We start from the raw sequence: 13,003 nt of genomic DNA, 5'->3' as shown, positions 1-13,003 counted from the left end.
CCGCAGGGCCCCACCGCTCCCCCACCACGCCACCGTCCCGACCAGTGAGAGGTTCCACGTGTTCCGACCTTCCGAACGACGCGTCCAACAGGGCGCGCTCGCCATCATGGCCCTGGCGGCCGTCGCCGGGACGGCCCTCGCCATCCCGCAGTCGGCGTCCGCCGCGGACAACGCCCTGAAGACCACCACCCCGATCAAGCACGTCGTCGTCATGTACGACGAGAACGTGTCGTTCGACCACTACTTCGGCACCTACCCGAAGGCCGCGAACACCGACGGCACCCGCTTCACCGCGGCGCGGAGCACCCCGAAGGTGAACACGCTCGCGTCCTCCGGCACCCTGACGAAGAACCCGAACGCCTACGCCCCGTCACGGCTGACGCCCGCCCAGGCGCTCACGTGCGACCAGAACCACAACTACCTGCCCGAGCAGAAGGCCGTCGACGGGGGTGCCATGGACAAGTTCGTCGAGAGCACCTCGGTGGACACCTGCACCGGCCTGTACGGGTCCCCCGGCCTGACGATGGACTACTACGACGGCAACACCACCACCGGGCTGTGGAACTACGCCCAGAACTACGCGATGAGCGACAACGCCTGGGACACCGGCTTCGGCCCCTCGACCCCCGGGGCGCTCAACCTGATCAGCGGCAACACCCACGGCGGCACGGGCGTGGACTCGGTCACCGGTGCCACGGTGCCGACCTCGACCGCCGTCGTCGCGAAGGACGCCGCCGGCCAGGGCACCGTCACCGCCGACCCCGACCCCGCCTTCGACGACTGCTCCGACAAGGACCACACGTCGACGTCGAACCTGGTCGAGATGTCGGGTAAGAACATCGGCGACCTGCTCAACGCGAAGGGCGTCACCTGGGGCTGGTTCCAGGGCGGCTTCACCCCGACGACGGCCTACGCGGGCACCGGCACCCTCGCCAAGTGCGACGCCACCACGACGAACGTGGGCGGGTCGGTCAGCAACGACTACTCGCCGCACCACAACCCGTTCGCCTACTACGCGTCGACGTCGAACCCGCACCACCTCGCACCGACGAGCGACCGCATGATCGGCTCCACCGACCGTGCGAACCACCAGTACGACCTGTCGGCGTTCGACACCGCGCTCGCCGAGCACCGGATGCCCGCCGTGTCCTTCCTCAAGGCGCCCGAGGCCCAGGACGGCCACGCCGCGTACTCCGACCCGCTCGACGAGCAGAAGTTCCTGACGTCGAAGATCAACGAGATCGAGCGGTCGCCGGAGTGGTCGAGCACGGCCATCGTCATCAACTACGACGACTCCGACGGCTGGTACGACCACGTCGCGCCCACGATCCTGAACGGGTCGACGGACTCCTCGAACGACACCACGGTCTGCACCACGGCCGCGACCAAGGTCGGTGTCGCCGGTGGGTACCTCGACCGCTGCGGCCCCTCGCAGCGGCTGCCGTACCTGGTCATCTCGCCGTTCGCCAAGCAGAACCACGTCGACCACACCGCCCTCGAGCAGACGTCGACCACGAAGTTCATCGAGGACAACTGGTCGACCGGGCGGATCGGTGACCAGTCGTTCGACGCCCGGGCCGGGTCCATCCGGAGCATGTTCGACTTCACGCACCCGCAGCACCGCGAGGTGCTCCTGAACACGAAGAGCGGTGCGGTCTCGCGGATCGTGTCCACGGCCGTCACGCCGAAGCCGACCCCGAAGCCCACGACGAAGCCGCACACGGGGACCGGTGGCAGCGGCACGGGCGCGAGCACCGGTTCCGGTGGAACGGCAGGAACGGCGGGCACGGCAGGCACGGGCAGCGGGGCCGCGCCTGCCTCGAGCGCCGCAGCAGGAGCCGGGGCCGCGGGGCAGACCGTCGCCGCCGATCCGTCCGCGACCGACCCGTCCGCGACGCGCCTGGCGTTCACGGGCGTGCAGCTCACCGGGGTCACGATCGCCGCGATCGTGTTCCTGATGGCCGGCATCGCGCTGGTCGTCGTCCGCCGTCGACAGCTCCGGCGTCGGGCCGACTGACACGATGCGGCTCGACCGACTCGTCGCGTCGACTGACACAACGCGTCGGGTCGACCGACACCACGCGTCGCGTCGCGTCGCGTCGACCGAAACGACCGAGCGGTGCCCCGGAGCGTGCTGCGCTCCGGGGCACCGTCGCGTCCGCGCGGGGTCGCCACGCGCCGGTCGGCACAGCGTCCGCCAGTGCAGCGGCCGTCGCGTCCGTTCCCTCAGACCACGTCGGCCTGGAGGCGCGGCTCGCCTCCCGGCACCACGACCGCCCCCATGGGCGGTACCGTCCGCCACCGCTTCGCGAGCCGACGGGGTCGGTCGTCGTACCAGGCGATGACCCCGCCGGCCACGATGCCGAACGCGAGCACCCCGAACGAGAACAGCCCGATCAGACCGAGCAGCGTCAGCTTGCCGAAGTCGCTCGGGTCCGCGGTCGCCGAGAACCCGATGGACCCGAAATCCCAGAAGGCGTGCAGCAGCACCGGGGCGAGCAGCGACCCGGTCAGCCGACGCGCGACGTACAGCGTCGACCCGAACGACGCCGCGAACACCACCTGGATGAGCGTCGGCCCGATCCCGGCTCCGGCGAGCGCGTTGAGCAGGTGCAGCAGCCCGAACAGTGCGCACGACAGGGCCCAGACCCCCATCTCCGGCAGGCGCCGCCGCAGCCCGACGAGCAGGGTCCCGCGGGCCATGAGCTCCTCGAAGACCCCGACGAACAGCACCCCGACGGCGAGCAGCAGGAAGTAGTGCGCCGGCAGCGCCGTCCAGTCGATCAGGGGCAGCCGGACGACGCACACCACGAGCACGAGGATCGGCGCGAGCATCGTCCACCGCAGCCGCGTCCGGACCGGGTCGACCGTGGCGATCCGCCACCAACCGAGCGCCGTGACGAACAGGGCGAGTGCCACGACGGCGATGCCCTCGGGGATCACCAGGGCGTGCACGACGCTGTCGACGGTCTGCCCGAGGGTCGCGTAGTCGTCGCTCGGTCGTGACCGCCAGGCGCTGATCGCCGCGAAGACCACGATCGGCGCGAGCCCGAGCAGCAGCGACGGGGGCACCGGCCAGCGACGGCGGCGGGCTCGGACGGGGGCGGTGGTGGTCACCTCCCGGTTGTACCAGGCGGGACGTACGATTGGCGGTATGCGCCTGCCCTCCCTGTCCACCATGGCAGAGGACTACGTCAAGCTCATCTGGAAGGCCAGCGAGCGCGGCGGGCCCGGCCTGGCGACGCGGGACATCGCGGCGTCGCTGAAGGTCTCGGCGTCGACGGTGTCGGGCAACCTCAAGAAGCTCGACCGTGACGGCCTGATCGAGCACACCCCCTACTACGGCGTCGTGCTCACCCCGCTCGGGCAGCAGGTCGCGGTGGCGATGGTCCGGCGGCACCGGCTGATCGAGACGTTCCTGGTGGAGCGGCTCGGCTACTCGTGGGACGAGGTCCACACCGAGGCCGAGGCCCTGGAGCACGCCGTGTCCGAGCAGTTCCTCGACCGGGTCGACGCCGACCTCGGCCACCCGACGCACGACCCCCACGGCGACCCGATCCCCGGGGCGGACGGCATCGTGCCGGACTCCCCCGGCACCCTGCTCGGCGCGATCGAGCCGGGAGCGTGCGGCACCGTCGACCGGGTCTCGGACGACGACCCCTCGCTGCTGCGGTACTTCGACGAGCTCGGGGTGGGGCTGGGCACGCACCTGCGGGTCGAGCGGGTGCGGGACTACGCCGGCGTCATCGCGGTGTCGCGGCGGGCGACCGACGGCTCGGAGTCCCTCGTCGACCTGCCGGCCGCCGCCGCGTCCTCCATCTGGCTCGCGCCCGACGGCGACTGACCGCGCGGCGCGCGCGGGCGGGATGGTCGGTCGGTCACGACACCCCGCTCACGTCCGCCGAGCGGTCAGGAACCGTCGCCCGGCAGCCTCGCGGGCGACAGTTCGCGACCACTCGGCACCCAACGCACGGGGCGTCGTGACCGCACTGCGGCCCGCGAACGCGCGTGGCGACGGACGGGAGGCCCGGCGCGCGGCCGCCACGCGCCTCCCGTCCGGCGGCCCCACCGGTCACAACACCCCGCTCACGTCCGCCGAGCGGTCACCACCTGTCGCCCGGCAGCCCCGCAACCGACAGTTCGCGACCACTCGGCACCCCGCCCACGGGGCGTCGTGACCGCACCACGCGCCCACCCCACCACCGTGACGGCGACGGTTCGCGACCACCCGGCGCTCCCGGCCGGGCGCGCCCGCCGGCCCTAGCCCTTCACGGAGCGCGTCCGGCCGAGGGCGACCTCGCGCCGAGCCCGTTCGAGCGCGTACTCGGACGCGACGCCGGGGTCGTGCAGCAGCCGTTCGGTCTCGTACACGTGCTCCCGGACGGCGTCGGTCGCCCGGTCCGCGGCCGCGGCGAGGACCGGTCCGACGGTGTCCTCGCCGAGTCCCACCAGAGCACGCGACAGGCTGAGCCGACGTTCGCGGTCGCCGATGCCGAGCTGCACGGCGAGGGTCCGCGCGAGCGACGCCCGCTCGTCGTCCGGCACCAGTGCGACGGCCGTGCGCCAGGCGGCGCGGAGCACCTCGTCGTCGTGGTCCTCGAGCAGCGGGCGTACCGCGGGCCACGCGTCCGGGTCGCCGATCTTCGACAGGGTGTGGAGCGCCTGGCTGCGGGCCTGGGGCTCGGGGCGCTCGAGCTCGGGCAGGACGCGGGCGACGACGTCGTCGGCGGGGTGCCGGGTGAGCGCCCACGTCAGCATGTCGCGGACGAAGAAGTCCGGCTCGACGGCGCACTGCGCGACGAGCACCTCGAGGTCCGCGGGGTCCGGGGTGGTCCCCGCGGCCATCACGGCCTGCAGCCGGGCGGAGGATCGCGGATCGGCGAGGGCATCGGTGAGCGTGGTCATCGGTCCATCGAAGCCCCTCGCGCCGGGGCCGTGTCAAGCATCGGGGCATAGCGTCGGGAGACGTGCGGTTCGCTCCCACCGCACCTCCGACCACGAAAGGACCTCCGCATGCCCCGCATCGGTACCAGTGACCTGCACGTGTTCCCCCTCGCCCTCGGCGGCAACGTCTTCGGGTGGACGGCGGACGAGTCGACCTCGCACCGGGTCCTCGACGCCTACACCGCGGCCGGTGGCGACTTCATCGACACCGCGGACGTCTACTCGGCCTGGGCGCCGGGCAACTCGGGCGGTGAGTCCGAGCGGGTCATCGGTTCGTGGCTGCGCGCCTCGGGCAAGCGGGACGACGTCGTCATCGCGACGAAGGGCTCGCAGCACCCGGAGTTCCAGGGCCTCGCCGCGGGCACCGTCGCCGCCGCTGCCCGCGCGAGCCTCGAGCGCCTCGGCACCGACCGGATCGACCTGTACTACGCGCACTTCGACGACCAGTCGACCCCGCTCGAGGAGACCGTCCGCGCCTTCGACCAGCTCGTGCAGGACGGCCTGGTCCGCTACACCGCGATCTCGAACTACTCGAAGGACCGCGCCGCGGAGTGGATCCGCATCGCGACGGAGAACGGCCTCGCCCAGCCCGTCGCCATCCAGCCGCACTACAACCTGGTCACCCGCCAGCCGTACGAGGCGGAGATCGCACCGCTCGCGCACGAGCACGGACTCGGCGTCGTGCCGTACTTCTCGCTCGCCGCGGGGTTCCTGACCGGCAAGTACCGCTCGAAGGACGACTTCGCCGGCAAGGACCGCGAGGGCCAGGTGTCCGGCTACTTCACCGACGAGGGGCTCGCCGTCGTGGACGCGCTGTCCTCGATCGCCGATGCACACGGCTCCGAGATCGCCACCGTCGCACTCGCCTGGCTGCAGGCGCAGCCCGACGTCGTCGCGCCGATCGCGAGCGCCCGGAACACCGAGCAGCTGCCGGCGCTGCTGGCCTCGGCGGAGCTCGAGCTCACCGCCGACCAGCTGCAGACGCTGTCCGACGTGTCGGCGAAGGTGCCCGCGAGCGCCTGACACCCGCGCATCTCAGCCGATGCGCGTACATGTTCCGACATCCCACTCGTCGTTCGACGGGTGGGATGTCGTTCGTTGCGCACGCAGTCGCTGCGTGTGCATGTTCCGACAGACCACCAGTCGATCACGGGGTGGATCGTCGCAGAACGCGTGCGACCCGCGCCGCCAGACCGGCCGCCCGCCCCTACGCCCCCGGCGCCAACGACCCGGTCAGCGGCTGCCCCGACGACCGCGTCACGAAGCACGCGATGAACCGGTCACCCTGGTCCCACGTCGCCTGGTCCGGCGCGTAGGAACCCTGCACCTGCACGTCGCCCACGGCAGCGGCGGCCGAGGCGTTCAGCGCCGTGTCGGACTGGCACTGGTCGGCCGCCTGGGTCGCCAGGGCCTCGGCACCCGGGTAGGTGTCGCCCTCGACCGTGAGCCGTGCGGTCAGCTGCCCGATGTGCGGCGTCGCACAGTCCACCACCGTGAAGGTCTGCGACCACGCGTTCGTGAACGGCGACAGGCACTCCCCGCCGGCCAGGTCGGTCCACGGGTGCTCGCCGGGCAGGGCCGGGGTCGTGGCGAACTGCAGCGTGGCGGCCGGTGCTGCGGCGTCACCCGGCTGCGAGGCCGACGCCGACGGCGCAGCGCTCGGGGTCGCCGGCGCCGACGAGGCCGCCACGGGCGACTTCGTCGGCACGGCTTGGTCGGCGATGTTGTTCCCGAGGATCCACTTCGACAGCAGGAACACCAGCACGATGAGCACGAGGATCAGCGCGATCGACCCGTAGATCAGCAGCTGCTTGCCGCGCTTGCCCTCGTTCCGCAGCCGCGCGAAGCCCTCGTTGATGAAGTTGTCGCGATCGCCGGGCTGCCGGTCCGGACCGCCGGCCGGCCGTCCAGCAGCAGCGGGCGCGGGGACAGCAGCAGGAGCGGCAGCAGCCGCTGGCACGGCAGCCGCCGGCATCATCCGCGTCCCGGTGTCCTCCGGGTCGTAGCCGGTCCCGCCGAGCTGCCCGACGGCCTCGGTGCCGAACAGGTCCTTGATGGCACTCGTGTCACTGGTCTCGCGGCCGTCCCACTCGGACTGGTCCAGGTCGTCCGGCGCCGCAGCGGGAAGGGACTCCGGCTGCGGACCGGTGTCGTTCCCACGCAGGTCGAGCACGGCGTCGAGGTCCTGCCCCACCGACGGCGGCAGGTGCGCCGGGTACTCCTGGGCACCCGCTGCGGGCTCCACGAGCGGCGGCGCGGCGGTCGGCGGCACGGTCGCGTCGGGCTCGGACCACCAGGGCGTCCCGGCCGCCGGCAACGCGGTGGTCGGGGCATCGGCCTGGAGGCCCTCGGTCGCGTCCGGCACGTCGTCTCCGGCGGGCTCGCGGGGCACGTCCACGGCCTCGGTCGCCTCCGTCGGAGCACCAGCAGCATCAGCGGCGGGAACGGCAGCCGGAGCAGCCGTGTCCGACACGGGCGCAGCCGGGACCGCCGGGGGCACCACCGGCGGCACGGGGACCGCCGGTGGCACCGGGTAGGTCCGCGGTGCCTGCGGCAGCCCGGAGGCCGGGGTGTCGACCTCGCCGGCCACGACCTCGTCCTCATCGTCCAACTCGTCGGCGAGCGACCAGGACCCGGCGGACAGCGCGGTGGTGTCGAACGAGTCGGTGGTCAGCGTCGCCGGGACCTCGCCGGGCTCGTCGTCGTCGCCGATCGCCCAGTCGAACGGCCGGTCGTGCGCGCCGCTCTGCGTGGGGACCGGCCCGGTGCTGGTGATGCGCAGCAGGTCGGTGAAGGTCGGCGGTTCCTCGGTCGGCGGCAGCACGTTCTCGACGCCGAGGGGCTGCGGCGCAGCGGGAGCAGCAGCAGCGGGAGCCACGGACTCCGGGTGGTTGCCGGTCGCGCGGCCGAGCCAGTCGACGTCGGCGCGGCCCTCGCCGAACGGGTCGACGCGGCGACGCTCGTCCTCGATGGCCTTCGACGCGGCAGCTCGTTCGTCGCGGTGGGTCTGTGCCGTCGGCAGCACGATCGACGACGGGTGCGGCGCGGTGGAGTCCGGCGCGACGTCGGCGGCGGCCGGGATCCGGTCGTGCAGTGTGGAGCGCTCGTGCTCGACGACGGCGTCGGGGTTCTCGGAGGGTGCGAGCAGCTCGGGCGGCATCGAGATGGCCTGGGTCGCGCCGTCGTCGAGCGCCGGAGCGGAAGCGGCAGGAGCCGGCGCAGCAAGAGCAGGAGCAGCAGCCTCGGCGCCCTCCGCCTCCCCCTCGGCCACGAACGGCTCCGGCAGCGGCGCGCCCGTCTCGCGGGCGGTGCGCTCGGCCTCGCGGCGCTCCCGCCGCGACGGCCAGTCCTCCTCGCCGCGCGGAGCCCCGAAGATGTCCGCAGCGCTGCGGAGACCGTGGAACGGAGCGTCCGATCCGGACGCACGCCGAGCCTCCAGGCCGTCGTCCCCGTCTGCCGGGCCGGCGGTGCCGTCGGGTTCGCGTGCGTCGTCCGGACGCTCCTCGGTCACGCGGTCAGCCCCAGATCAGCCAACCCGATGGCCGCGAAGTACGGGTAGCCGGCCGCCTCGATCGTCTCCTTGGCACCGGTGTCCCGGTCGACGACGACCGCGACGGCGGCGATGATCGCGCCCTCGCGCTCGAGCGCCTCGGCCGCCTTGAGCGGCGAGCCGCCGGTGGTGGAGGTGTCCTCGAGCACGACGACGCGCTTGCCCTTGAGGTCCGGTCCCTCGACCTGCTTGCCGCGGCCGTGGTCCTTCGGCTCCTTGCGGACGACGAAGGCGTCGTAGGTCAGGCCCTGGGCTGCGGCCTGGTGCAGGACGGCGCTGGCGATCGGGTCGGCGCCCATGGTCAGGCCACCGACGGCGGAGACGTCCGGCACCTGCTGCACGAGCTCGGTCATGACCTGGCCGATCAGCGGCGCGACGCGGTGGTCCAGGCTGACCTTCCGCAGGTCGATGTAGTACGTCGCCTTCTTCCCGCTGGTCAGGGTGAAGTCGCCGTGGAACACCGCTTCGGAGGAGATGTACTGGATCAACTGTTCGCGCGCGTCGGTCACAGCGCACAAGGGTAGTCGGTCGGGCCCGCAACGCGCTCCCCCAGCCTGTGGGTCTGTGCGTACCGGCACCGAGGCGGCCTCGGTACGCTCCGGGGCATGTCCCGAGCACCGCGTCGCCCCGCCGTGGAGCCGGCTCCGTCCGGCGGCCGCCGGACCGGTGGGGTGGCCGTCACGATCGGACGGGAGGCCCTGGGCGGCCTGGTCGCGCTGGCCCTGGCCGTCATCGCCCTGCGCCACGTCGTCGCGACGGAACGGGTGGCGTTGCTCTGGTACGACGGCGACTCGGTGCTGCTGCCGCTCGTCGAGCGCTCGCTGCAGGCCGGCCAGCCGTTCGAGTGGGCGATGTCGCCCGCGCTGTTCTTCTTCCCCGAGCTGCCCGTGTACCTGTTCTGCTCGCTGGTGACCGGGACCCCGCAGCAGGCCCTGGCGCTGAACGGGGTGCTCGTGCTCCTCGCGGTCTACGCGCTGGTGCGTGCCGCTGCCAACGAACTGATGCCGTCCGCCGGGCGCCCCGCGCGGATCGCGGTGTCGGCGGGGGCGCTCGGCCTGGTCACGCTGCTCGTGCTGACGGAGTCGTCGGCGACGGCGACCTCGCTCGAGCTGGCGTCCCTGCTGCTCACGACGACCTACTACTACGGCGCCGTGCTGGCGGTGCTCGGCACCGCGGTGCTGGTGCTGCGGGCGGTGCGCCTCGGCCGGGCGTCGGTGCCCCTGCTCGTTGTGCTCGGACTCGTCGCCGCGTGCACGACCGCGTCGAACCCGCTGTACGTGCCGTGGTCCGCCGCTCCCGTCGTCGTCACCCTCGGGCTCCTGGTGCTGGCACGGCGGGTGCCGTGGCGCCCCGCTGCGCTGCTCGCCGGTGCCGTCACGGTCGGATCGGTCGTCGGGTACCTGGTGCGGATCCCGTTGCGACCGTTCGTCTCCCTCGACCCGGCGACGTACGTGCAGCCGTCACGGGCCGGCGAGACCCTGCGGTTCTTCGCGGCGCTGACCGACGACCGGGCGGGCACGGCACCAGGCGACCTCGGGCTCCTGCTGCTGTTCGCCGGGGTGCTCGTCACCGTCGGCGGCACGGTCTGGGCCTGGCGGGTCCGCACCGCACGCACCGTGCTGGTCGCGACGGTGCTGCCGCTGGTGACCGTCGTCGCCGTGTCCGTCGGGGTCGTCGTCGCCGGGTCCGAGACCCCGCGCTACCTGCAGCCGATCGTGACGGCACCGCTGCTCGCGCTCGTCGCCGTGGCCGAACTCACCCGCACCGCGGTCCGCCGCACCCGCGTGCACCGCCCGCACCGCGGGGTCCGGGCGGGGGTGGCGGTCGCGATGGCCGCCGTCCTCGCGACCGGGATCGCCGTGGCGCCCGGCACCGCCCACGCCGTGTCGACCGCGCGGTACCCGGCGGCCGCGTGCCTGGACCGCTGGGCCGACGGACGCCAGGTCACCGGCGTCGGGCAGTTCTGGACGGTCCGGCCCCTCGCCACCTACGCGGCGGCGAACGTCGGGCTGCTGCAGGTCCGCGACACCTTCGAGACGTACCCGTGGCTCGTCGACCTCGGCGCCTACCGCGACGCCGACCCGAGCTTCGTGGTGGTCGGGTCGCACGACCTCTGGACCACCGCGGTCGAGGACTCCCTCGGCCCCCCGGCGACGATCACCCACTGCACCGGGTTCGACGTCTACGACTACGCCGGCACCACCGGGCAGGCGATCCTGCGGCGCGACGTCGTCGGGAGCGCCGACGTCATCCGGCGCGACCGCGGCTTCTGATCCACTGCTGAAGTTGTCCACAGCGGCGCGTTGCCGTCCGATGCTCGCTGTACGGATGTATAGGCTCGTGCTCGATGTCTCGTCCCACCAGCCCCCGCGCCCACCGTGTCCCCGTGCGCCTGCGCCTCGCCGTCACCGGCCTGGCACTCGCGGGCCTCGTCGGCACGGTCATCGCCGACGCTCCGGCCGCCCAGGCGGTGACCTACCCCACGTGGGACGAAGTGAAGTCCGCCCGCGGCAAGGAATCCGCGAAGCAGGGCCAGATCACCGAGATCCGGGGCATCATCAGCGAACTCGACGCCAAGGTCGAGGCTGCCGAGGCGAAGGCGCAGAAGCTCGGCGACGTGTTCTACAAGGCACAGCGCAAGGCCCAGACCGCGGCCGAGAAGGAACAGCAGCTCCGCGCCGACGCGAAGGACCACGCGAAGGTCGCCGACCAGAGCGCCGCGCAGGCCGGGCAGTTCGCCGCGCAGATGTCCCGCTCCGGTGGCGCCGACGTCACCACCTCGGTGATCACCCAGGGCGAAGACGCCAGTGATCTGCTGTACAACCTCGGTGCGCTGAGCAAGCTCTCCGAGCAGGCCGAGCGTGTGCAGGCCGCCGCGAGCGCCGACGCCGCCGTCGCCAGCTCGCTCGAGGCACAGGCCGACCGCGCCGCCGAAGCGCTGGGCGACCTCGCTGCCGAAGCCGAAGACCGCATGCAGGAAGCCCAGGCGGCGTCCGACGCCGTGCAGGCCGCCTACGACGAGCAGCAGTCGAACAAGGCCCGACTCGACGCCCAGCTCGCGACCCTGACCTCCGGCCGCGTCCGGACCGAAGCCGAGTTCGCCAAGGGTGAGCGCGTCCGCAAGGCGGCGGAGGAGAAGGCCGCACGCGAAGCCGCAGAGCGCGCAGCCGCCGCGCAGCGAGCAGCTGCCGCACAGGCCGCCGCGAACTCCGGCGGGGGCGCTCCGTCAGGCGGCGGCTCGACCGGCAGCAGCGGCTCGGGCGGCGGCGGTTCCGTCGGCGCGGGCTCGGGGACCGGCTGGGTCCGGCCGGCCAGCGGCTACGTCATCAGCCCCTACGGGTACCGCGTGCACCCGATCACCGGCGTCGTCACCATGCACGAGGGCACCGACCTGGCGAGCGGCTGCTACACGCCCATCGTCGCGGCCTCGGCCGGCACCGTCGACTACGTCGGCTGGTACGGAGGCTACGGCAACTACGTCCGCATCAACCACGGCGGCGGCGTGCAGACCGCGTACGGCCACATCGTCGACGGCGGCTTCCGGGTCGCCACCGGCCAGCAGGTCTCCGCGGGGCAGCTCATCGCGCTCGTCGGCTCCACCGGGGCGTCGACCGGCTGCCACAGCCACGTCGAGGTGCACATCAACGGCGCCACCACCGACCCGGTGCCCTTCATGGGCGCTCGCGGGGTCGCCTTCTAGCCGATCGACCCCGACTCTGGGTCGTCGATCCCGTCGTCGCCGGCGTTCCACAGCGCCCGGTACCACGCGGTGCGCTCCGGGTCGTCCGGCAGCCCGTACGCCCGGTGGAACAGCGGCTCCCACCCGGGTCCGTAGTTCCAGCCGAGCGCCATCGTCGCCACCGCGATGTCGGCCCAGCGGTCCGCGACCCCCATCGCGTCCAGGTCGACGTGCCCGCTCCACCGCCGGTCGGCACCGATGAGCGTGTTCGGCGTGCACGGGTCGCCGTGACAGACGACGATCCGGTCGGTCGCTGGCTCCGGACCGAGACCGCCCGGGCCGAGCTCGGCGTCGGCGTCGGCGGCAGCCCCGCGCGCACGATCGAGCCGGTCCGCGGTCGCCCACGTGAACGGGCAGTCGTCGACGGGCAACGTGTCGTGCAGCGCGCGCAGGCCCTCCCCCACCGCGACCACCGCGGTCCGGGGTTCGTCGTGCCAGCGCGGGTCGACGGCGCTCCACCCGGGCACGGCACGGGTGTGCAGCCAGACGCCGTCGTCGTCCGTGCCGTGGTCGATGACCTCCGGCACCCGGGCGTACCGGGACGCCCACGTCAGCCGCGCGGCCTCGCCGCCGATCCACGAACCGTAGGCGCGGGGCAGCACCTTCACGAACTCGTCGGCGTGCGCGTCCGGTCCGATGCGGAACGTCGTCCCGCCGATCTGGTTGTGCCAGACGAGCGCGACCTCACGCCCCCGGGCCACCTCGGTGACCACGCGCGGCACCGGGACGGTCTCACCCGGCCGGGGCAGCCCACCGATCGAGCGCACCAC

The 13,003-nt window shown here is 73.1% G+C and carries 10 protein-coding genes; 5 read left to right on the top strand and 5 right to left on the bottom strand.

The window, feature by feature from the left end; genetic code table 11:
• Positions 1-2,017: phospholipase C (locus DEJ04_RS17320; RefSeq protein ID WP_375334743.1), on the top strand; the 2,017-nt coding region annotated here is incomplete at its 5' end.
• 209 nt (positions 2,018-2,226) lie between these two features.
• Here the strand turns inward: DEJ04_RS17320 and DEJ04_RS17315 are convergent.
• Complete coding sequence (locus DEJ04_RS17315) at positions 2,227-3,117, bottom strand: CPBP family intramembrane glutamic endopeptidase (protein WP_181437873.1); 891 nt, start codon at positions 3,115-3,117, stop codon at positions 2,227-2,229.
• A 37-nt stretch (positions 3,118-3,154) separates the two neighbouring features.
• Between DEJ04_RS17315 and DEJ04_RS17310 the strand changes: the two genes are divergently transcribed.
• Entirely contained in the window at positions 3,155-3,844 is a 690-nt protein-coding gene (locus DEJ04_RS17310; RefSeq protein ID WP_027464846.1) for a metal-dependent transcriptional regulator, read from the top strand.
• Positions 3,845-4,260: 416 nt separating this feature from the next.
• On the opposite strand, the gene DEJ04_RS17305 is transcribed toward DEJ04_RS17310, so the two are convergent.
• Positions 4,261-4,905 carry a HEAT repeat domain-containing protein gene (locus tag DEJ04_RS17305; RefSeq protein ID WP_111047895.1) on the bottom strand — a complete coding sequence of 215 codons (645 nt, stop codon included), beginning with the start codon at positions 4,903-4,905 and terminating at the stop codon, positions 4,261-4,263.
• Between the two features lie 108 nt (positions 4,906-5,013).
• On the opposite strand from DEJ04_RS17305, the gene DEJ04_RS17300 reads away from it, so the two are divergent.
• Positions 5,014-5,967 carry an aldo/keto reductase gene (locus tag DEJ04_RS17300; RefSeq protein WP_111047894.1) on the top strand — a complete coding sequence of 318 codons (954 nt, stop codon included), beginning with the start codon at positions 5,014-5,016 and terminating at the stop codon, positions 5,965-5,967.
• A 184-nt stretch (positions 5,968-6,151) separates the two neighbouring features.
• Here DEJ04_RS17300 and DEJ04_RS17295 read toward each other — a convergent pair whose 3' ends face one another.
• Together DEJ04_RS17295 and pyrE are read right to left on the bottom strand one after the other, a co-directional pair.
• Positions 6,152-8,455, bottom strand: a complete 2,304-nt coding sequence (locus DEJ04_RS17295; protein ID WP_111047893.1) for a septum formation family protein — start codon at positions 8,453-8,455, stop codon at positions 6,152-6,154.
• Complete coding sequence (gene pyrE / locus DEJ04_RS17290; RefSeq protein WP_071404348.1) at positions 8,452-9,003, bottom strand: orotate phosphoribosyltransferase; 552 nt, start codon at positions 9,001-9,003, stop codon at positions 8,452-8,454. Before pyrE ends, DEJ04_RS17295 begins: the two co-directional genes overlap by 4 nt.
• A 96-nt stretch (positions 9,004-9,099) precedes the next feature.
• Here pyrE and DEJ04_RS17285 point away from each other — a divergent pair, with 96 nt between their 5' ends.
• Together DEJ04_RS17285 and DEJ04_RS17280 are read left to right on the top strand one after the other, a co-directional pair.
• Complete coding sequence (locus DEJ04_RS17285) at positions 9,100-10,767, top strand: hypothetical protein (RefSeq protein ID WP_146248752.1); 1,668 nt, start codon at positions 9,100-9,102, stop codon at positions 10,765-10,767.
• 74 nt (positions 10,768-10,841) lie between these two features.
• Positions 10,842-12,194, top strand: coding sequence for a M23 family metallopeptidase (locus DEJ04_RS17280; RefSeq protein ID WP_111039186.1), 1,353 nt, complete (start codon positions 10,842-10,844; stop codon positions 12,192-12,194).
• Here DEJ04_RS17280 and DEJ04_RS17275 read toward each other — a convergent pair.
• Positions 12,191-13,003: an aminoglycoside 3'-phosphotransferase gene (locus DEJ04_RS17275; RefSeq protein WP_111047891.1), complete on the bottom strand. Its 813-nt coding sequence runs from the start codon at positions 13,001-13,003 to the stop codon at positions 12,191-12,193. The genes DEJ04_RS17280 and DEJ04_RS17275 overlap by 4 nt on opposite strands.

This window comes from Curtobacterium sp. MCLR17_044, from assembly GCF_003234435.1.
Lineage (GTDB): Bacteria > Actinomycetota > Actinomycetes > Actinomycetales > Microbacteriaceae > Curtobacterium > Curtobacterium flaccumfaciens.
Note: the sequence above shows the minus strand (reverse complement) of the source record. Positions and strands in the feature narration are given on the sequence as shown.